Origin of the sequence: Alteromonas sp. CyTr2, assembly GCF_947311905.1 — a bacterium.
In the GTDB taxonomy this organism is placed as follows: domain Bacteria; phylum Pseudomonadota; class Gammaproteobacteria; order Enterobacterales; family Alteromonadaceae; genus Alteromonas; species Alteromonas macleodii.
Genome location: NZ_CAMZMZ010000023.1, coordinates 46,445 through 67,422 on the forward strand (window position 1 = coordinate 46,445; position 20,978 = coordinate 67,422).

Here is a 20,978-nt window from a genome sequence, read left to right on the forward strand (position 1 = left end):
TTGCGATTAGCAACTGACTTCCAGCAAGCTTTAATCAACGGCATTAACCAAGCATGATCAAGCTTGCTACAAAATAGGCAATAAGCGTAAGTGCGCCCGCAAATAGTGCGTAGGGAAACTGAGTTTTAACGTGCGTTAATACGTCAATACCTGCTGCTAGCGAAGATACGGCAGTAGTGTCGGAAATAGGTGAACAGTGATCACCAAATATGCCGCCCCCCAAAATAGCGCCAATGACCAGTGAAGGGGGTAACCCTAAACTTTGAATCAACGGCACACCAATAGGAATTAGGATGGCGAATGTGCCCCATGACGTGCCTGTGGTAAACGACATGATCGCTCCGGCAATAAATAGCATGGGAACAATAAGCACTAAAGGAAGATACTCTCCCACTATGCCCGCGACAAACACGCCCGTTCCAAGCACCTTAAGGCTATTGCCTAAGGTTAACGACAGTAACACTATGGTTACTAGAGGAAGTAGTTCACCCATCCCTTTAAAACCAATTTCTACCGCTTCCTTGTGGGTAAAACGTTTGTGGATTAAGAGCTGGCCATAGGCAATGGCAGTGGCTAAAGCAGTAGCGTAAAGTACAGATTTGCTCCCGCTGCCTTCAGACAATACCCCATTACCTGTCCAGAACATGAAGCCAACCATGCTTAATACCATTATTATTAGCGGTACCAACATAAAACGTGCCTTGGTGGCAGGTTCCGTAGTTTGGTTAACCTCTACATGCGTGAGTGCTTTTTCTTCCTCAGCCATGGGGCCGTGCACTTTGTCAGCGGAAATAGTGTAGGCCACAATAAGTAAGGTGAAGATAGCGTAAAAGTTAAAAAATACGCTGCCCCATAAAATTGAGGCTGACGAAGCTGGTAGCTCGTATGCATCGAGCAGGCTGAGTATAAATGCCCCCCAGCCGTTCAATAAAATCAAAATGCAAACGGGCGCGCTGGTGGAGTCGATGATGTAGGCTAAGCGCGCGCGGCTCATGCCGAAACGGTCAAACAGACCTCGGGCGAATATGCCGGCAGTGAGCACACTTAAGTTTGATTCTATGAATACAGCGATGCCAGTGAACATGGTCAAGCCGCCAACTTGTTTGCGACTCTTCGCTACCCCTTTGTTTACTAGAAAGTTGACCGTTGCCGTTACTCCGCCAGAGTCACGTATAAATGCGAGCAACGCGCCCACTAGTACAGAGAAAATAAGCACCCGTGTATTGCCCGGACTCGCGGCGGTATCAACCACGCGCTCTATGGCATTAATGGGCGCCATATAGCTGCTAGCGATATCAGCATTTACCAAAATTAACGCTTCCGCGCACAAAACAGCCAGCGCTAATGCGAGTATGACTTCTTTTTTCCAAAAGACGACGGCAATAGCCACAAGAGGGGGGATGACTGACATCCAATCCATACTTCTTTCCAAACTTAAATTTATGTGTGCCTAGGACTTGTTGAGCTTTGATAAGTTACTACGCTCTTCTTGCCCTATAGGTATGTCTATTTGCGTAAGAGAATGTGTGATTGCAGTTCAAAGTTGGCGAACATGCTTCTCTCATTTATGCTAGCGTACCGTATTGTGCTTCGTGTTACCAAGGATTAGATAAACATTGTTATTCCAGCAAGTTATTTGTAAAAAACGTACTTCATTGATGGGCCTTAGCGCTATCTTGTCAGGCATACTCATTTTATTAAGTGCTTCACTGTTTACTGCTAGCGCAACCGCTCAATCTGAAAGTGCTAACGCTTCGAATAATCCTAAGCCCAGCGCTGATGCCGAAACAATTCGCGCTGTAAAAAACATGCTCGGGCAAAAAATCATTTTGGATTTTCGCTATTTCTGTGAAGACAATACGCCGTCTTCGCGCTGCCGTACGCCCATGACCGTAATTCCACCGTCACTTTTAAATGTGCTTAGTACGCACAACATCGGCGGTGTTATTTTGTTTTCAGAGAACATTCAAAATACCGAGCAGTTAATTACGCTCAATTACACCATGCAGCAGCATATGGTAAAAGCAGGTCGTCAGCCGTTGTTTATTGCTGTCGATCAAGAAGGGGGCAGAGTAGCAAGGTTGCCTTCAGACATGCTCTCGCCGTTTGCGGGTAACATGGCCATTGGCGCCACTTTTCATCAGCGAGGCAGCGCATTTGCGCAAAGTGTGGCATCGCATATTGGGCAAACGCTTTTACCGCTGGGAATAAACACCAATTTTGCGCCGTCGGTTGATGTAAATAGCGAGCCGAAGAACCCCGTTATTAACGTACGCAGCTTTTCGGAAAATCCAGAGCAGGTAGCCGCACTCGGGCAGACATTTGTCAGTGCTATGCAAAGTACAGGTGTAATGAGTGCTATCAAACATTTTCCAGGCCATGGTGATACCCATGTAGATAGCCACAGTGGCTTGCCGCAAGTAACGCATAGCAAAGCGCAAGCTATGGCGGGTGACATCCTTCCTTTTGCGAATATCATTAATAGTGCAACGCCTCCTGCAATGGTAATGAGTGCACACATTCAGTACCCGTCTTTAGACGATACGACAATTATTGATAAGCATGGTAAGTCACAAATAGTTCCTGCTACTTTGTCGAAGAAGATACTAAGCAATTTGCTTCGCAACCAATTAGGATATCAAGGCCTTATCGTTACTGACGCGTTAGACATGGCAGGTATTACTCAGTTTTTCTCCCATGAAGAAGCATTAGTTAGTGCATTTAGCGCAGGTGCTGACATTGCGCTTATGCCGTTCACCATAAGAACCCAAGACGACATAAAAAAGTTCGCGTTACTTTTGGATAATGCAGCAAATCGAATTCAGGAAAGCGCTTTCTTGGAAGCGTCTCATAATCGTATTATTAAGGCAAAACAGCGCTTTGCTTTGCAAAGTTTTATTTCCAAGCCCATGTCATGGAGGCTCAATGAAGCGAAAGAAAATGCTTCAATGAATAATCCTAACAGTTTGAAAAACCGAGGAATTCAAATTGAGAAAGCGCTTTCCAAATCATCGGTATCTGTACTCTTCGGGAAGGATGAGTTGCCAATAACTTCAAATCGCTGGTTGGCGCTTATGCCAGACGCAGCAAGATGTTTAGCATTTGAAGCCGCGCTTACACGCGCACGTTCCAACGTTAACAATAAGCCTTTAGAGTTTGCCTGTTTACCGTTGACTGCGTTACCTAAAACCCAGTTAGCAATGAGTCTATTAAAACAAGCAGATGTGTTGGTGGTTGGTAATATTAGCCCGCTACATGCTAACTATGAATTAGGAGGAGTCGATTTACCTGAGCATGTGAAACGACGCGCAAGCGAGACTGAGGTGATGGCATTTAGCAAAAAAATAATGGTTGCTGCGAAAGCACAGAATAAAACCGTGGTCTTTGCGCCACTGCGCATGCCATATAAAGCGCATGACGTGAAAGAGCTAGCCGATGTTGCTATTGCTACATTTAGTTATGCGGTGAACATTACACAGCAAAGTGACAAAGAAAATCAGCACGTTACGAGCTATAGTCTTAATGCTTTGGTTGATGTATTACTGGGTAGCGCGCTCGCTGAGGGACGTTCACCTGTTTCGTTGAAATAGGTGGCCACGCGAAAGCAGAGACCAAAACCAAAGATATTGCCCATTTAAGTGCGAACAAAGAGCCAAGCCAAAAGTCATTTCAAAAGCCAATTCAAAAGGAAGTATCGTGAATACAACAAATACATCAGGCGCTACGCAAACTTCATTAGTCGATACGGTATTAAGTGCGTTGTTCCCTTTTGTTCCGCTCTTTGTCGCTATTGTATTGGTAATAAGTGCGCTCATCGCACTGCACTACCTTCTGCTAGCCAAGCAAAGCCATCTTACTAGTGAGCAAAAGTTACCTCGCCAAGTTGGAATGTTGGTACTTACTATCATTGGCGCTGTCGTAATTGCGATGACGCTCCCTGTAAGTGAGAGTACTAGAAATCAGGTTATTGCACTTATCGGCGTACTTATATCAGGTGTGATTGCCTTTTCTTCTACCACTATGGTTGGGAATTTGATGGCGGGGATCGTACTTCGTGTAAATCGTCCGTTTAAAGTGGGTGACTTTATCAAGGTAGAAGGCTACAGCGGTCGCGTTACCGAAATGGGCTTGCTCGATGTGGAAATTCAGACTGAGAGCAGAGAGCTTATTGCCTTTGCCAATACACTGATGGTGAATTCGCCCGTTTCTGTGACCAGAGCGTCTGGCGCAATTGTTAGTGTGGATATCAGCTTAGGCTACGATATTCATCACAGCATTATTGAAAAGCACTTACTTGTGGCAGCTGAAAATGCCCAGCTGTCAGAGCCATTTGTACAAGTAGTTGGGCTAGGCGACTTTTCAGTAAGTTATCGCATTTCAGGTCTACTAACTGAAGTGAAGAGTTTGCTGAGCGCGCGCTCAAGGCTTCACAAAGCCGTACTCGACGCTTTGCATAATGCCGATATTGAAATTGTTTCTCCTAGCTTTATGAACCAACGCCCCCAGCCTGACGGTTTGAAAATGATAGCTAAATCGCCTGGACACACTAAGCGAGAAGAAGCATCTCCTGAAGACGTTATTTTTGACAAGGCTGAAGAGGCCGAGCAAAAAGAAAAAAGTAAAGAAACGCTGATGCAGACGATCGCCGATATTGATGCAAAAATCGCTGAGAGTGACGGTGAAAGCAGAGATGAGCTTAAACATCAAAAAGCCACCGCTGAAGCTCAGCTCGCAGCTTTGGTAAAAACAAAAAATGAAGAAGGTTAGTTTTTACTAACTTTTTTGGCTTCCAATAAACCCGTGTTTATGTGGGTGTGAGTGTTTACTTACATGTTTTGTGTTAAGTTTAGTATCGCTAACACTTCCTCCACATTTACCTTGAAAAGATACCTCAAATCCTCAAGGCTAAAGGCGTTTATCTGTACATCAGTCCGTGTCTTCGTAAAGCAGGTATGCTTTTCGTTTTTCTCTAAATTTATTTAAATCTTTCTGCCAACTCTGGCGAATTTCTGCAGGCGTTTTACCGGCTTGAATTTGATATCGTAGCGCATCGGTACCCGCTAATTTGTCGAAGAAATCTGGGCGAGTAAAGAAGGTTTCTTCAGAGGCATCACTGGCGCTGATCACCTTGTTATATTCAGAAAAACGAGAATAGGCATCTATCAATGTAGCGATATCTAAGCCACTAATTGGTGAGCGCTTGTGAGTTGTTTGCTTAGAGTCAGAGCCTTCCAAGATCGTTGGATCAGCATAAGAAAAGACATGTGCACTTAGCAGAGTATTTTCATGTTTAGGGTGGGGCGCTGCACTATTTGCATTTACCGGTATCTTGGTTTTACCAAACTCAACAAACGGGTGGCCAATAAGTTGGAAGGGAAAGTCAGTGCCGCGACCTATACTCACGTCGGTGCCCTCAAAAAAACACAGCGTTGGGTACAGACGTATTGATAAATCGCTTGGCAGGTTAGGGCTAGGCGCTACGGGCAATGAATAATGTGCAGTGCGTTGATAATCCTGCACCGGGACAACGGTAAGCTTAGCGTTGTCATAACTGCTCGCGTCAATATCTAACCACTGTTCCCCCACAATCATTTGAGCAAGTTCGCCCAAGGTCATACCGTGTAAGACGGGGATAGGATGCATGCCAATGAAGGACGAAAATTCAGATTGTAGTACTGGCCCGTCAACATAGCGGCCGTTAGGATTTGGCCTATCTAACACGATAACGTCGATATTACGCGCAAAGGCCGCCTCCAACACATAGTGCAAGGTGCTTAAATAGGTGTAAAAGCGTACGCCTACATCCTGGATATCGAAAACAATCACATCGATGCCATCCAACATGTCGGGGGTAGGCTTTTTGGTTGCGCCGTAAAGGGAGTGAATAGGTATACCGGTTTTAGCATCAATATTGCTATCTACCTTTTCGCCGGCGCCTTTGTCTCCTCTAAATCCGTGCTCCGGCGACATAATACTTACAACGTTAACACTGCGTTGAAGTAGGGCATCAAGCAGATGCTGATTGCGCTGGCTTGTCTTTATCTTATTTTTTTGTGTAGCCAAGCTGTTGCTCGATTCGCGCTCTTCAGGCTCAACCGTGCTAGAAGGCAATGCGCTGTGGCTCGAAACCAACGCGCTTTGGTTTACCACCAAACTAACTCGTTTACCTGCTAGCAATGGCAGGTATTTCGAATAGCGTTCAGCGCCTACAGTAAACTGCTTAGTGCTTGATACAGGCTGCTTATCCCCTAGTGTAGGCTGCTTCGCGTTGCCACCTGTATCGCTTGTATATACATGTGTAGATAAGCTTTGCTGTGCACAGCCGTTGAGCGATAAGCTAATTAGTGCTGAAGATAGCATTGCAATGAATGCGCTCGACGTTAGGCGTCTAAAAACCTTGTTAAATGTGACCGAAGTTAAAACTTTCATAGCATTAGGCTACCGTGCTTATTCGCTTTTATTCACGGCGGAACGTAAATACCCACCGCTAGCATCTAATTGAGCGGCGGCCTGCTCGGCAGATTGCCCCGTTAATACCATTAAAATAGCAACTTTAGCTTTGTTGTTACACGCACTAAGCGCTGCTAAAGCAGCATTTTCACTGCAGTCCGTAGCCTGCATAACAATGCGAAGCGCACGGGCTTTTAGTTTTTCGTTAGTGGCATTCACATCTACCATTAAGTTTTGATAGGTCTTCCCCAGCTTAATCATTGTGCTGGTGCTAATCATATTAAGAATTAGCTTTTGCGCCGTACCCGACTTCATCCGCGTACTGCCAGTAAGTGCCTCAGGGCCAACAACTGGGCATATAGCTACATCAGCATGGGTAAAAATAGCGGCGTTAGGGCTACATGCAATAGCGCCGGTAAAGCAGCCAAGCGAACGGGCATATTCCAGTGCGCCACTTACATAGGGTGTACGACCGCTTGCCGAAATACCAATAACGGTATCGTTGTGGTTTAAGGACAGCGCTACAAGATCAGCACGCCCCGCGTCGACGTCATCTTCTGCACCTTCTACGGCGTGCTGAATGGCTTTTTCACCGCCAGCTATCACGCCAACAACCAGTTCATCAGGCACGCTAAACGTGGGGCGGCACTCTACTGCATCAAGTATGCCCAGCCTGCCGCTGGTTCCCGCGCCTATATAAATAAGCCTGCCACCATTTTTAATGCTAATGGTTGCAGCATCCACCGCTTTTCCAATTTGCGGAATTTGCGAGGTAACTGCGTTTGCCACTTTCGCGTCTTCGTTGTTAATGCGGGTAAGAATGCCTTCCGTGCTTAGCGTGTCTATATCGAGGGTGTCTGGGTTTCTGCCTTCGGACACAATTTTATTCAGTGACTGGGCTAATTCGTTAACGGTGGGTTTATTACCTGCCGCTTCATTGTCAGTACTGACTGTATTTTTAATACTGGCGTTGGCGGATGATTCTGAAGTAGAAGAATTGTGCGAAGACATTAAAAACCTTGGGGCAACGAAATTGTGATAATGAGCTAGCGCAAAGCATAACGGTATTTTATGCCATAAGAAACCTTGCGTTAGATGGTACGTTTTTCATTATTAATCCTGCGCAGCTAATACGTTTCTCGTGGTACACTTTGGCTTTCGATATTCTTTCTCATTAAACATTTAAGGAACGTGTTTTTCTGTGAGCCGACAAACGCAAGCTATCATTCATGCTGATGCCCTTTTACATAATTTTAAAGCCCTTGCTGCTTTAGCGCCCTCAAGTCAGTCTATGGCGGTAGTAAAGGCCGACGCTTATGGTCATGGAGCTGTAAATGTAGCGCGCATTCTTCAGCATGTTTCTTCGCGTTTTGCCGTAGCCATAATTGAAGAAGCCATTGCGCTTCGCGACGCGGGAATTTCTGCGCCTATTGTGGTGTTAGAAGGGGCACATCAGGCAAAAGAGTGCCAAATGGCATTTCAGCATAACTGTATATTAGTTATGCACTGCGAAGAACAGCTTACGTGGTTAGAAAGCTGCCCCGAACAGCAGCGCCCGCATATTTGGCTTAAAGTGGATAGCGGCATGCACCGGTTGGGTTTTGCCCTTTCCGATATCGAAGGGATTGCTGCTAAGTACAATCATTTACTTAGCGAGCAAACGGTTATTGCTACGCACTTTGCGTGCGCTGACGATGTAGATAATAACTTTACCAACACGCAAATCGATGCGTTCAATCAAGTAGCGAGTAAATTGGACTTGCCAACCAGCGTGGCTAATTCTCCCGCCACGGTAAACTGGCCTGCAAGTCGAAATGCTTGGAACCGTTTAGGTGTGGGGGTTTATGGCGGTGCCGTTTCTACCTCACTAAATCTCGACATTGAAATCTACCCTGCCATGACACTTCGCTCCAGTGTATTAGCGGTACGAACCATACCGGCAGGCGAGGGAATTGGTTATGGTCAAACCTGGGTAGCAAGTAAGCCCAGCAAAATTGCAACCGTAGGCATTGGTTATGCCGATGGCTATCCAAGGCACTGCAAAAACGGTACGCCGGTAATGATTAGAGGTAAACGCGCCTATTTAGCTGGCCGCGTTTCTATGGACATGATCACAATCGATGTAACTCATATCGACAACGTCGCGGTGGGCGATGAAGTTGAGCTCTGGGGGCAGAATGTACCAATTCAGGAAGTTGCGGCTAATGCTGACACTATCGACTACGAATTAATGACCCGCGTTTCTCAACGGGTGCCGCGCATTGTAAAATACCTTTAACTTTCAAAGCAGTGCCAATTTGGCCAATCTTTATATAAGTTTTAATAAAGCACTATTCATTAAAAGAATGAGACTTTTACCCCCATTTTGAGCCTATACTGTATCGGCTTGGTTGCGGGATTGCGGTGAATGTTTCGCCTCCAACTGTGCTGAGCAACAACTCATAAGTGAGGTTTGTATGCGTACTTCGTTTTCTCGTCCAAGAGTGAACCGTGGAGTAGTAAGTCGACCGTCAAGACCTGTTCAGAAGAAGCAATAGGTTTGTTATAGGCGTCTAGGAATACAAATAAAAGATACAAGAAAGCCCGGTTAGGTTGTGCCTAACCGGGCTTTTTATTTGTTGCCCTAATCATCGCTGCTGTCTCTTTTTGAGGGGAGTAAGAGCGAAAACTTATGACCGAATGACAAAGACTGGCTGAGTAAATTTAGCCGTTTTGTGCGCGAAGCTCGCTGTCTAAGCACTGTTCTAGGCTGTTTTCAGCACGATTTTCCATGTGATTGATATCGGCATTGTTTGACTCAGGGTTTGCCTTTTTTGATTCAGATTCGCCTTGCACTGGGAAGTAACGCTCTGGTCTATGGTTAAGCGAAATAACCATGTTCAAACAAAATGCCGCTAAAATTGAAATTAGCACTAAAGGCCAAGCGATGAAAAACAGAGCACTAAGTAATATACAGCTATCTACGGTTAGCTGGAATGTACCGGCTCTAATATTGAAACGCTGTTGTAAATAGAACGCCATAATACCAACGCCACCAAGGCTTGAGCTATGACGAAACATCATCAGCATACCTACACCAATTAAAATACCGCCAAATACCGCCGCAAAAAATGGGTTTACGTGGCTAATATCCACAAACGCTGGAATTTGCTCGGTTAGTACAGAAACCGTGGTGACGGATATGAAGGTGTTAATGGTGAAACGCTTGCTAATTTGCGTCCAAGCTAGGGTGTAAAACGGTAAGTTAATCAGAAAGAATAGCAAGCCGAAGTCCATATCTACGGCATAAGTACCTAATAGCGCTAAGCCTGCCGCGCCACCTACCATTAAGTCTTGAGACTGAAATAAATATACGCCAAAAGCAACAAACAAGCCGGCGCTTATCAGGGCGAAAACATCCTCGATGACACTGTGTTTTGTTTTTTGCATAAGAAAAAGTTTGCGTTAAGAAGACACAGCGTAATTATACGTTTACAACACAGTAGGTTACAGCGAGATGAAAAGTTAACTCGGTGCGATAAATGGCGGAAGGTAAGTTTGCCTTTACGACTTTTAGCGCACCGGTGAATAGGGTGTTGCGTCGATGTAAACGTTGCACCAACCTGGTTCACATAAAACGCAAAAAGTAGAGGAAGCTGCTAGGGAGTCTGATTACTCAACAATAGAGAATACAACGGTATCTTGCTTATTAAATTCTACGCTGCATTTCATAATGCCTAGGTGTAGAGGGCTATATGCTTCAATTTTGCTGCCATTTGCAACAAACTCTGTATCCCACAACAATAAGTTTGCAGTATCTAGCTGGCGTTCGACACTCTTTTTCGATACGCCAGGCGTAAAATTATCGCAGAGAATTATGACTTCGCGCCTTGCTTCTATCCAATAAAACGTCGTAGTGATCAACAGTGCTATTGCCGCTATTGCAACAACATCAGCAATAATGGAACGCTTCATGGCCTGCACGTGCTACTTCTCCTCTACTTCCTTACACTATTCATTTAAAACCTTGCCGCAAAAAATATCGCAACGACAAGGCGCACTTATATAAAGTGCAATTAGGTGGTTTGGATCAAATCCCACTTATTGCCAAACTTATCTCTAAAGATGGCTACCGTACCATACACTTCTTCCCGAGGGGTTTCTAAAAATGCCACCCCTTTGCTTTGCATGGCATTGAAGTCGCGCCAGAAGTCGTCAGTATTCAAAATTAAAAATACTTTATCGGCGGCTTGGCTGCCAATGAGTGCCATTTCTGTGTCATTTTTTGCTTGCGCCAACAACAAGCTCGTAGCACTGTGTGGTGGGGTTACCAGAACAAAACGCGAGTTTTCGCCGGTTACTTTGTCTTCGGTTAAGGTAAAGTTTAAAACCGTGGTGAAGTATTCAACGGCACTGTCGTAGTCGTCTACAAAAAAAGTAATGGCCGAGAGGTTTTGCGTCATAAATCAGGATCACTTTGAAAGTTAAGCTAAGTTAGCTGCGCATACTACCTAAAAGCTGACTGAGCTGAAATGCGGGTTGTCAGTTATTGCATGAAGTTGAGCGATTTCATTAAGCGCAATATTTTGCGTGGTTTTGTCGATGGACATTTGAATACACTCTGTGGCCACGTCGTTGCGTTTATCGATAACTGTGGTCAGTGCTGTACCCCTTACCGTATTCCCGTCTTTTAATACTACGCTCACCTCAAGCCCATACATGCAGGCAATTTCGATGTAGTCGTAAAGCTGGCACGCTATGTTCACATATTCCCCTATTTGCTGTTCAAGTGGCGACCAATTAGTAGAGTAGACCTGACGTTCACAGCAAAACTTTCCGCATCTACCGCGCATACATAGCGCTTCACTTTCCACACTAAACGACCAATGTTTAAATGCCGTCGCCTTGCGGGGGGCGATTAATTTGCATGAGTCACTTCACAGAAGTCTGACCTTAACAAATGATCTTTTTTTAAGGTTTGCTCAGTATTGTTAGTACTGAAGGATTTATTTTGGTGCGCGATACACCTAAGCGCTTGAACGCCCCTCATGTTTCTTAGAGGCATTTTTTAGCAAAGGGTTCCCGCCAAAAATTCAATACAGGAACAGTAATGAACAAGCTACTATCCGCATTTTCTTTAGTTTCAATAGCCTCGTGCACCTCAAGCTTCGCAAATGCCGACGAACTTCCCTTTAATTTAAGCGGTCATGTTAGGGTTAACTACGGGCATCAAGACTGGCAAATTCCCGAGTTTAGAGATGGTTTCGAATTTGAATCATTCAAACTTGGCGTGTCGGGTGAGTCAGATCAATTTAGCTATAAAGCCGAATATCGATGGTACGAAAACACCGACTTCGACACAGTAAGGTTCGCCGACCTGACTTATCATTTCGATGAGCAAACCGAGATTACAGCAGGTATAACCCAAACACCGTTTGGTTTGCAGCCCTTTGCCAGTAACAACTTTTGGTTCTCGGTAAATTATTATCTTGGCTTCGAAGATGATTACGATGCTGGGGTGAAAATAAATCATGATTGGGGTAACTGGGATTTTCAAGCCGCCTATTTTATGAACGACGAGTACAACGATGCCGCTGAGTTTGGGCGCTATTCGTTCGACGTGGCGGACGACGGTGAATATCGAAATAAAGAAGACGGCCAATACAATTTACGTGCTAACTACACAGCAAACTTTATTCGCGGAGGCACTACCGATATTGGCGTGTCTTACCAATACGGAAACATCTTAAACCTGGATACCCTGGACGATGGTGATATGAATGCCTATGCCGTGCATATGCGCCATACCCAAGGCGACCTGAAGGTCGAACTGCAGTATATCGACTATGAATACGATTTGGCTGCACCAGAAGGGCAAGCGGACGATCGCATAGCGCTATCTTCTTTTACCTTCCCGTTCTTAGCCGCGGCCGATGGTAAAACCTATTCAGCAAACCTTGTGTACTCTGTGCCTTATAAGTTTACTCACATAGAATCACTTACTTGTTACTCAGAGTACAGCGTGGCAAAAGGTGAAGGAAGCGAAGGGAAAAACTCGTCGCAGTGGATAAACGGCTGTAGCTTTGGCTGGGATAAATTGTTTGTATATGTAGATAGTATCCAAGGCAAAAACATGTGGTTCTCAGGCGGTCCGGGCGTGGGACTCGACTTAGGTGGTAGACAAGAAACTACCCACCGCCTGAACATAAACCTTGGTATTTACTTCTAATCACTAACAGGACTTTGACATGCGATTACTATTAATAGCGACATTTATACTAGCGCTAGTTCCAATGCAAAGTTTTGCCCATGCGTGGATGAAACTGCGAATAGCGACCACAGAGTATGCCCCTTATACGTCAACTGATATGCAGCACGACGGTTATATCAATCACATAATCGCTGATGCGTTTTTAGAGACGGGCGTTGTGGTTGAGTTTGTATCTTTACCCTGGGAAGAAGCGCTTGAAGCAACGCTAAAAGGCGAATACGACGCCATCTCATACGGCAATTTTGTGCGCGCCCGGGAAAGTGAGTTTTTCCACAGTAACCCTATTAGTGCGGAAAGCTTGGTGTTTTATGTTAATGCTGAAAAGGGCCCTGATACTTGGGCTGAATTAAGCGACTTAAAAGACCTAAAGATGGGCGTAACAGAAGGGTATTTATACAACGATGAACTTGCCGCTTACATTAAAAGCAGCAGTAATGTTGTGGAAAGTACCACAGACAAAGACAATTTACAGGCGCTGATTGACGGTAAAATTGACGTTTTTCCCATTGATGAGTTAACAGGATGGTACTTGCTTCAGCGTGATTTCGATAGTGGCGACCGCAGAGATGTGATGCCCATTAAGCCGTTTATCTCAACTGTAACCACGCATCTGTTAGTGCCTAAAGGCGAAAGTGACAGTCAGCTTATTTTGTCGCTATTTAATAAAGGGTTAGAAGAGTTAACGCTGGACGGAAAACTGACCCGCTTTAAACGCCTTCTAAAAGAAGGCTACTATCAGCATCCGCAGAAAAAAGTGAATTTTGACAGACGCTAGCTGGCGTTTCAGGCCTAAGGGGCTATATAAAAGCCCCGCTGACTAAACGCCAAAGACATAATAAATTAAACTGATAGGGCAGTGCGATAATAAAAATAATCTATATACTTCCGTGCACATGATACTGATGTAGGGGGTATTTACCGGCGCTTTGTATACCTATTAAAATCTCCGGCGAAATAGCCCGCGTAAACTGGGTACACCTGCTTACACTACAAGCCTTGCAGATGAGCGCGTACTCTCTTTTCTGTTTATTATATTACTGATATGGTTAACGGCTATTTTGAAATGCCCATTTAGAGGTTGCCTTGTCGTATTCAGCTGAAACAGCGTTTTTTGCCCGTTGTATTGCACTATTAAAATTACTCGGCCCGGGTGTGCTTATGGCAACAGCGGCGGTAGGCGGTAGTCACTTAGTAGCATCAACTCAAGCGGGGGCGAAGTTTGGTTGGCAGTTAGCGCTGCTTATATTAGTAGTTAACTTACTCAAATACCCATTCTTCAGAGCGGGCGTTAGCTACACCATCAGTACCAAACAAACCCTTCAGCAAGGGTACTTGGGAATGGGACGACGATATTTGGCCATTGCCTTGGGTTTGAATACCATTGCGTCGGTGGTAAATGCTGCAGCGCTGTTGTTGTTTGCTGCAAGCTTATTGTCGTATTTTATTCCTTTCGATATCGCCATAACGTTGTCCGCTTCAGTGGTTTTGGCACTTATTTTAATCATTCTACTCGCTGGCCATTTTGAAGGATTGGACAATATCGCCAAAGGCATAATGGGCGTGCTTGTGGTGGCGACTGTAGCCGTATTCGTGGTGGCACTAAGTAATTATTCTGCTTCATCAGCACCTGCCGTGGCGCCGCCTTCGCCTTGGACGCTCGCTACATTAGGCTTTTTAGTCGTCACAATGGGGTGGATGCCCGCGCCTATTGAAATATCGTCCATTACTTCACTTTGGTTAAGGCGCCAGTGCAAAGGGCAAGCCGTAACGCCAAAGTCGGCCCTTTTCGATTTTAATTTAGGTTATGCAGTGACGGTGCTACTCGCATTATTGTTTTTGGGCTTAGGTGCATTAATTTTGTATGGCAGCGGTACAGAGCTAAGTACCAGCGGTATCGGCTTTTCCCATCAGCTAATTAGCATGTACTCATCAACCATTGGACAGTGGGCGCATTGGCTCATCGCACTGGTTGCATTTTTGTGCATATTTGGTTCGGCGCTAACCGTTTACGATGGTTATGCGAGGGTGGTTGCTGAAGCAATAGCGCTTCTTTTTAACAAAGACAAAAACGCACGAAATACGCTGGTAACACCGGTGTTGCTGTTTATGGCAGTGGCGAGTTTTATTATTGTGTTGTTCTTTAAATCTGCGCTATTGGCAATGTTAGGCTTTGCGATGACGCTGGCCTTTATTACTACTCCAATGTTTGCTTGGCTTAACCATAAGCTTGTGGCACAAACCAAGCTTCATCAAGACGCGACACCAAACGTAATAGTGAAGCTGCTTAGCTATTTAGGCCTAATCTATCTATTTGGGTTTCTAATGGTGTTTATATGGTGGAAGTGGTTTAGCTAGCCACTTCCTACCGTAACGAGAGCGCAAAGCACTTTAGGTGCTTCGCAAGTTTCACCTTAGTAAATTAGTTTAATTACGCGCACTTGTGCGAGCCCCAGCGCAATACTCATCTATACTGTAGATGACATCGTTTGAGGAGTTCGCAGCTTGGTGCGTGGCAAAAAACTATTTCCTTCCACCCTTTTATTATGGGGTAAGCGTATCATGCTGCTTTCGCTTATGAGTGCGGCAATGTGGGGCTGTTCAAAAGAGCCGCAGCAAACTATCCACTGGCACAATGCTTACGACATTGAGCGCGAACTTCATCTTTTGGGGCAGCAAGAAGATCCTCGAGAAATCTACAAAAGGCTTCAAGGTATTAAGCAACAAGCTTCGCTACAGCTTTCTCAAATGCGTGAAGCAGGTAATCAGGACCCGCTATTTAGGGAATGGTTGGAGTCGCTACGCATTAGCTTATCGTTAGCCCCCTTGTACGGCGATACCATTGAAACGTGTAGCGTGTGGCAAGGCGCCATGGAAGACGCTTGGGGAGTGGGAATAGTGCAGTTTAATGAACGAGCCAAACTCGTGTGGCGGGTAATGGTGGCTACCTGCAACGCACGAGTTCGCTCGGTATAGTACTAGGTTTTACTTAGTATAAACGGGGTGAGCCGCTGTTAGAGTTGCCACTTTATCTATCACTTGCTGTACTACTGCATTGTCTTCTGGCGCTGTTAACACATCACAAATCCAATGGGCTAATTGAGCACAGTCTTCTTCACTAAAATTGCGTGAAGTGACCGCAGGTGTGCCAATTCGAATGCCACTAGTAACGAATGGCGACTGCGGGTCGTTGGGTACTGTGTTCTTATTTACCGTTATATTCACGCTATTTAATATCGCGTCGGCTTCTTTCCCCGTCATTCCTTTGCTTACAAGACTTAGCAGGAACATGTGGTTGTCGGTTCCATTAGATACAACGTCAAAGCCACGCTTCATAAACACATTAGCCATAGCTTGTGCATTAGTGACTACCTGCTTTTGATAAGCGCGGAACTCTGCTGTCATGGCTTCTTGAAGCGCTACCGCTTTTGCGGCAATAACGTGCATAAGTGGGCCACCCTGAATGCCAGGGAAAATTAATGAATTGAATTTCTTTTCAAGCTCGGGGTTTGCTTTACACATAATAAGCCCGCCACGAGGGCCACGCAGTGTTTTATGGGTAGTAGTAGTAACGACGTGTGCGGCGTTAATTGGCGAGGGATAAACACCGGCCGCAACAAGGCCTGCAACATGTGCCATATCTACAAGTAAATACGCGCCTACACTATCAGCGATGTCTCTAAACTTCTGCCAGTCGACCACGCGAGAGTAAGCGGAAAAGCCCGCTACAATCATTTTTGGTTTGTGTTCTTTAGCCAAGGCTTCTACTTGGTCATAGTCAATTTCACCAGTTTCTGTGTTCAAGCCATACTGAATCGCGTTGTATAGTTTTCCCGAGAAGTTAGGCTTTGCACCGTGTGTGAGGTGCCCACCGTGATCAAGGCTCAACCCAAGAATGGTATCGCCAGGGTTTAATAGCGCCATATAAACTGCAGTATTCGCTTGAGAGCCAGAGTGAGGCTGCACATTCACATAGTCAGCTTCAAACAATGCTTTAGCTCTGTCGATAGCAAGCTGTTCTACTTTGTCCACCGCCTCGCAGCCACCGTAATAGCGCTTGCCCGGATAGCCTTCTGCATACTTATTAGTTAGCTGACTGCCTTGCGCCTGCATAACAGCTTTGCTGGTGTAGTTCTCCGATGCGATCAGTTCAATGTGGTGTTCTTGGCGTTCGTTTTCTTGCGCAATAAATGCTGCGATATCTGGGTCTTGTTCGTGAAGGTGCTGGTTAAGTGGGTTCATGCTGGCTCCTAAATGTCATTATTTTGTATCTGATACTAGGAGCGTAAAAAGAATAAATAAAATTAATAAAAAATATGGCATTATAACTTTATTAAATAGCCTTGTGTGCAATTCTGACACTAACAAGGCAAAACAGAAGGCAAAGCTAACAAAGAGGTGTAAAGCAAAGTAATGAAAAACTTATCGATAGATTTTCTGCGTTCGTTCGTACTTATTGCACAGACGGGTAGCTATACACAATGTGCCGAGCAGCTTCAGCGCACACAGCCTGCCATTAGCTTACAGATAAAAAAACTAGAAGAAATGATTGGGGAAAAACTATTTTCCCGCGACAAAAATCGCTTGGCACTAACTGGCGCTGGTAGTCGCTTATTGTCGTATGGTGAAAAGATAGTGGCACTTAACGATCAGGCGATGGCCGAATTCGGCAAGCCGCAGGTTACGGGAAATATTCGGTTAGGCATTCCCAGCGAATTTAGCACAACGCTTATGCCTAAAATCATTCGACGGTTCACGCAAACCTACCCGGAAATATCGCTAGAGGTGCATTGTGCGCTAAGTAAAGACTTACTTAGTGAGCCCCTTAAAAGCCAGTTCGATTTAATTCTTTCGCTACAAGAAACACCAGATCCTCAGCAAGACGGCTACATCATTTCAGATCAACTGGTATGGGTGGGGAGTCAGCGCTTTGTAAATAGCGTGCCTGCTAAACTGCCTATTATTGCTGCACCGTCGCCGTGTATTTACCGCAAGCGAGCAACCAATCTGTTATCGGCTATCAAAAAACCGTGGCAGGTGGTGTATACCATTGCTGACTTAAACGGCATACAAACGGCCATTAACGAAGGGCTGGGCATAACCGTTCTTGCAAAAAGTTCGGTGCCGCCTGGGCTACACGTTTTATCTAATTCGGAAAGTTTACCCGAGCTTGGGCATGTGGGTGTTTGTTTAGTTAACCCTCAGAAAGTGTCATCGAAAGCGATTAGCTTGCTTACTGAAACCATTACCAACGAAGTCGCAAACTTTTAACAGGAAATAGCAGGGGATAGCTAGCGCGCTTGCTAAACAATAACAAGGCAAGCGCACCGAGAGGAGTAACAGCTTTTCAATAAAGTCCGTCTATGCCTTTTTAACAAATTGTGCAGTCAGCATCATTTCACCCGCGCCATCTACTTTACAGTCTAGCTGGTGGTCTTTGGCATCTTTCACGTGTCGGATAACGGCTTTGGTCCCAATTTTAAGTACCAATGAACTGCCTTTTACCTTCAAATCTTTTGCTAGCGTAATTTTGTCGCCGGCGACTAACGGTGTACCGTTGAAGTCTTTTGCTGAGACTTCCTCTTCTACTTCGTTCGGGCTCCACTCGTGTCCACATTCAGGGCAAATAAGTAGAGGCTGATCTTCGTATACATATTCTGATTGACAATGCGGGCAAGGAGGTAACGACATGTGAAATTCTCTTGAAGTATTAAATTAAAGCGCTCGGGTCATAAAGTGGCTGTTGGGATCGATTGAGTAACTGCCAAATGGACCGCAATCAACAAAACCAAACTTTTTGTATAGGGTTCTGGCCGCAAAAAAGTAGTCTTGCGTTCCTGTTTCTAAACTTACCGAACTAAACTCCTTCATTTTCGCATGTTCTAGGGCAAAAAGTAATAACTGAGACGCCACACCGCAACCTCTGAACGGTTTGGCTGTGCACATAGATTTTAGCTCGGCGCTATGTGTATCAAGGGTTTTAATAGCGACGCAGCCCGCAAGCTGTTGCTGCTTCCAGCCACTAAAAAAAGTATTGTTCGAGGCTTTTAGTGCTTTAACATCTAATGCATGTACGCTCTCAGGTGGCGATGTAGCATACATATCAGACAAATGCTCTTCTAAAAGCGCTAGCACTTCTCCTCCGGTGAGATCATCAATAATAACCTTCATGTGCTTAGGCTTTTAGGTACATCCTGAATAGACGGCGGTACAAGCCTGTTTGTTAAGTGCTTAAGGGTTTAGTCATGTTAAAAAAGCGATCGTCTTCACTTCTAATGATAAATCCCACTTTTTTATAAAGTGAAACGGCAGGGCTAACTTTGAATACTCGTAAGTCAAGCGAGTTAGTATTGGCCCCTAACGCTAGTCTTTCTGCTTTTTCAATGGCAGCACTACCTATGCCTTTGTTTTGGGCGCTGGGTATGACCTGAAGGTCGCGCAATATACAGGTGTTACCGTCGTATTGAAGGCGCATAACCCCCACCGTTTCGCTGTCTACTTGAATGTCGTAATTAATGAGCTCTGCGGTAACCCCAAGCACTTTTTCGGCGTCCCAATCAGGCGCAAACTGAGCGTAATAATCGCGCATGTTATTAAAGGTAAACTCAGCAGCCCTTGGTAGGTTCGTACTTGTCACAAAGGTAATCTTCATCGCGTTTTCTTCGTTATTTATTGAAAGCAAGACTTTTATCCATGACTTCTTGGTGCGAACATAATTATCGCCATACCAATCAAAGCGACAAAGGTGCCCACCAAGTCCCATAACGTTGGCTTCACACCATCAACAAGCCAAAGCCACATAATAGCCATAAAAATATAAACACCACCGTAAGCCGCGTATACGCGCCCGGCAGCGGTTGGGTGAAGTGATAACAGCCAAGCAAAAAGCGCGAGCGATATAGCCGCTGGTACTAACAACCATATGGACTTATCTTCTTTCAACCATAAATAGGGCAGATAGCACCCAATAATTTCAGCAAGTGCAGTAATAACAAACAAACCAATGGTTTTTAATTCCAACGGGCAGACCTCTTTCGAAATACTGCTGGTAAGTAAACAATGCTCTTTGAAAAGGGCATTAAAGCGCTACTCGCACGCCATGCTGGCTTGTTGCTTACACAGTTGATGGGCTTCTTCTTCAGAGCTTGCGCCCAAACAAAAATCTAATCGAATCAGCTTTTCTTCGCTCGCAGCCGACTTTCCTTCTGCCAGCGTCCAGTCCCATTCCTCTATGACTCTAGCAGCAGGTTTTTCGATAACCCTTTTAGGTACCGAGTTAACTAATGTAATGCTCTTAGTGGTACCTTCAGCATCAACGTTAACTTTAAAAATGCCGCACCCAGCAATGCCTTTTTGTGCTAGTTTCATTGGATAGCGAGGCACAACCTGATTTTCTCTTTGCCACTTACTTTCTGCTTGAGTGGGTGTTAAGTGCGTAAGCTCTACCGTGCCATAAATGGTATCGGCAAAGGAGCCGGCAGACAGTAAGCAGAGTGAAAATAGCGACGCTTTATAAAACATATAACTTTCCTTGTGTTGTTTGACATATTTCCCAGATTCTACGCTAACACGATTTGTGCATCGGGTAGATACCACTTAACGCATTGAATCAAATAAAAGAAAAGAACATTCTGGGATAGCCTAAGGCACTTTTCACCGAGGCTCAGTATTTTTTCATTCATTGTTGTTCAACTCCTTTGATGGGGAGGCTAACACCCTGCTTATAGGAAAAATACGTAGGCCAAAATACAAAGCGAAGTTACGGGAACGTACGTGCTTGTATCCCGCTGGCTTGGTTTGTTGTGTAGCGTTCTATCCTTGAGTGTATTTTTGTTCGCAAGAAACAACGGCAGCGCATAACCCGCTAATAACTAAAAAGCAAATAGTAGCGGAAAATGTGCCTATGCTAACAAGTAAACAAGTTTCTCTGACTCTAGGATCGACAGCGAAAGCTGCGCCCCATAGTAGAACAGTAAAAAAAAGAGAATATATAAGCGAAAATACCAAGAGCTCTAGCTGCGAACAAAAGAGTTGGTAGGTTTACAGTTTGTATCGTTTGATAAGGGTAGAGTTTCATAAAAAGTCCTCTTAAATGATTCTACACTTCATAGCTTTTCAATGAAGGGCGCAGGCGCGTGGGGCATAATGGCGAAGCAGCCCTGCGTGTATGCGTCCCAGCGAACGTAGTGAGTGAGTTTATTGAGTTGTGTACGCCCAGCATGGGCATGAACTAATGAGGTGAAAGTCCTCTGTAGGAAGATCACCGTTGTTTAACACACTG

General features: G+C 45.0%; 21 protein-coding genes. 8 read left to right on the top strand and 13 right to left on the bottom strand.

Annotated elements, in window-relative coordinates:
- Window positions 1–43: 43 nt before the first annotated feature.
- Window positions 44–1,420 carry a Na+/H+ antiporter NhaC family protein gene (locus QME20_RS12970; RefSeq protein WP_168463101.1) on the bottom strand — a complete coding sequence of 459 codons (1,377 nt, stop codon included), beginning with the start codon at window positions 1,418–1,420 and terminating at the stop codon, window positions 44–46.
- 196 nt (window positions 1,421–1,616) lie between these two features.
- Here QME20_RS12970 and QME20_RS12975 point away from each other — a divergent pair, with 196 nt between their 5' ends.
- Both QME20_RS12975 and QME20_RS12980 read left to right on the top strand, forming a co-directional pair.
- A complete protein-coding gene (locus QME20_RS12975; RefSeq protein WP_168463100.1) occupies window positions 1,617–3,590 on the top strand; it encodes a glycoside hydrolase family 3 N-terminal domain-containing protein in 1,974 nt (657 codons plus the stop codon).
- Window positions 3,591–3,696: 106 nt separating this feature from the next.
- Window positions 3,697–4,767 carry a mechanosensitive ion channel domain-containing protein gene (locus tag QME20_RS12980; RefSeq protein WP_168463099.1) on the top strand — a complete coding sequence of 357 codons (1,071 nt, stop codon included), beginning with the start codon at window positions 3,697–3,699 and terminating at the stop codon, window positions 4,765–4,767.
- Between the two features lie 159 nt (window positions 4,768–4,926).
- On the opposite strand, the gene QME20_RS12985 is transcribed toward QME20_RS12980, so the two are convergent.
- Both QME20_RS12985 and murQ read right to left on the bottom strand, forming a co-directional pair.
- Window positions 4,927–6,429: a DUF1343 domain-containing protein gene (locus QME20_RS12985; RefSeq protein ID WP_168463098.1), complete on the bottom strand. Its 1,503-nt coding sequence runs from the start codon at window positions 6,427–6,429 to the stop codon at window positions 4,927–4,929.
- A gap of 18 nt (window positions 6,430–6,447) precedes the next feature.
- A complete protein-coding gene (murQ, locus tag QME20_RS12990) occupies window positions 6,448–7,461 on the bottom strand; it encodes an N-acetylmuramic acid 6-phosphate etherase (RefSeq protein ID WP_168463097.1) in 1,014 nt (337 codons plus the stop codon).
- 190 nt (window positions 7,462–7,651) lie between these two features.
- Here murQ and alr point away from each other — a divergent pair, with 190 nt between their 5' ends.
- A complete protein-coding gene (gene alr / locus QME20_RS12995; RefSeq protein WP_168533604.1) occupies window positions 7,652–8,728 on the top strand; it encodes an alanine racemase in 1,077 nt (358 codons plus the stop codon).
- Window positions 8,729–9,153: 425 nt separating this feature from the next.
- Here alr and QME20_RS13000 read toward each other — a convergent pair whose 3' ends face one another.
- The 4 genes from QME20_RS13000 to QME20_RS13015 form a co-directional block, all read right to left on the bottom strand.
- Complete coding sequence (locus QME20_RS13000; protein ID WP_168533602.1) at window positions 9,154–9,879, bottom strand: YitT family protein; 726 nt, start codon at window positions 9,877–9,879, stop codon at window positions 9,154–9,156.
- Between the two features lie 222 nt (window positions 9,880–10,101).
- Window positions 10,102–10,413, bottom strand: a complete 312-nt coding sequence (locus QME20_RS13005; RefSeq protein ID WP_014948122.1) for a hypothetical protein — start codon at window positions 10,411–10,413, stop codon at window positions 10,102–10,104.
- 92 nt (window positions 10,414–10,505) lie between these two features.
- The gene (locus QME20_RS13010) at window positions 10,506–10,892 is read right to left on the bottom strand and encodes a VOC family protein (protein WP_014948123.1); all 387 of its coding nucleotides are present in this window, start codon (window positions 10,890–10,892) and stop codon (window positions 10,506–10,508) included.
- A 48-nt stretch (window positions 10,893–10,940) separates the two neighbouring features.
- Window positions 10,941–11,282, bottom strand: coding sequence for a Rho-binding antiterminator (locus QME20_RS13015; RefSeq protein WP_278343511.1), 342 nt, complete (start codon window positions 11,280–11,282; stop codon window positions 10,941–10,943).
- 257 nt (window positions 11,283–11,539) lie between these two features.
- Here QME20_RS13015 and QME20_RS13020 point away from each other — a divergent pair, with 257 nt between their 5' ends.
- The 4 genes from QME20_RS13020 to QME20_RS13035 all read left to right on the top strand — a co-directional run bounded on the left by QME20_RS13020 (window position 11,540) and on the right by QME20_RS13035 (window position 15,673).
- Window positions 11,540–12,658 (top strand): porin, encoded by a 1,119-nt coding sequence (locus QME20_RS13020; RefSeq protein WP_014975544.1) that lies wholly within the window; start codon window positions 11,540–11,542, stop codon window positions 12,656–12,658.
- Window positions 12,659–12,677: 19 nt separating this feature from the next.
- Window positions 12,678–13,475, top strand: a complete 798-nt coding sequence (locus QME20_RS13025) for a transporter substrate-binding domain-containing protein (RefSeq protein WP_049588373.1) — start codon at window positions 12,678–12,680, stop codon at window positions 13,473–13,475.
- 308 nt (window positions 13,476–13,783) lie between these two features.
- A complete protein-coding gene (locus tag QME20_RS13030; RefSeq protein ID WP_168463095.1) occupies window positions 13,784–15,055 on the top strand; it encodes a divalent metal cation transporter in 1,272 nt (423 codons plus the stop codon).
- Window positions 15,056–15,259: 204 nt separating this feature from the next.
- Window positions 15,260–15,673, top strand: a complete 414-nt coding sequence (locus QME20_RS13035; RefSeq protein WP_207198713.1) for a hypothetical protein — start codon at window positions 15,260–15,262, stop codon at window positions 15,671–15,673.
- Between the two features lie 9 nt (window positions 15,674–15,682).
- Here the strand turns inward: QME20_RS13035 and glyA are convergent, their stop codons facing one another.
- Window positions 15,683–16,939 carry a serine hydroxymethyltransferase gene (glyA, locus tag QME20_RS13040; RefSeq protein ID WP_281716037.1) on the bottom strand — a complete coding sequence of 419 codons (1,257 nt, stop codon included), beginning with the start codon at window positions 16,937–16,939 and terminating at the stop codon, window positions 15,683–15,685.
- 171 nt (window positions 16,940–17,110) lie between these two features.
- Here glyA and QME20_RS13045 point away from each other — a divergent pair, with 171 nt between their 5' ends.
- Entirely contained in the window at window positions 17,111–17,968 is an 858-nt protein-coding gene (locus QME20_RS13045; RefSeq protein WP_014978205.1) for a LysR family transcriptional regulator, read from the top strand.
- 90 nt (window positions 17,969–18,058) lie between these two features.
- Here QME20_RS13045 and QME20_RS13050 read toward each other — a convergent pair whose 3' ends face one another.
- The 5 genes from QME20_RS13050 to QME20_RS13070 form a co-directional block, all read right to left on the bottom strand.
- Window positions 18,059–18,388, bottom strand: coding sequence for a zinc ribbon domain-containing protein YjdM (locus tag QME20_RS13050; RefSeq protein WP_168463093.1), 330 nt, complete (start codon window positions 18,386–18,388; stop codon window positions 18,059–18,061).
- A gap of 24 nt (window positions 18,389–18,412) precedes the next feature.
- The gene (locus QME20_RS13055; protein WP_168463092.1) at window positions 18,413–18,868 is read right to left on the bottom strand and encodes a GNAT family N-acetyltransferase; all 456 of its coding nucleotides are present in this window, start codon (window positions 18,866–18,868) and stop codon (window positions 18,413–18,415) included.
- A gap of 52 nt (window positions 18,869–18,920) precedes the next feature.
- Window positions 18,921–19,349, bottom strand: a complete 429-nt coding sequence (locus QME20_RS13060) for a GNAT family N-acetyltransferase (protein ID WP_168463110.1) — start codon at window positions 19,347–19,349, stop codon at window positions 18,921–18,923.
- Window positions 19,350–19,384: 35 nt separating this feature from the next.
- Complete coding sequence (locus tag QME20_RS13065) at window positions 19,385–19,717, bottom strand: YnfA family protein (RefSeq protein ID WP_049588378.1); 333 nt, start codon at window positions 19,715–19,717, stop codon at window positions 19,385–19,387.
- A gap of 66 nt (window positions 19,718–19,783) precedes the next feature.
- The gene (locus tag QME20_RS13070; protein WP_168533591.1) at window positions 19,784–20,218 is read right to left on the bottom strand and encodes an energy transducer TonB; all 435 of its coding nucleotides are present in this window, start codon (window positions 20,216–20,218) and stop codon (window positions 19,784–19,786) included.
- Window positions 20,219–20,978 lie beyond the last annotated feature (760 nt).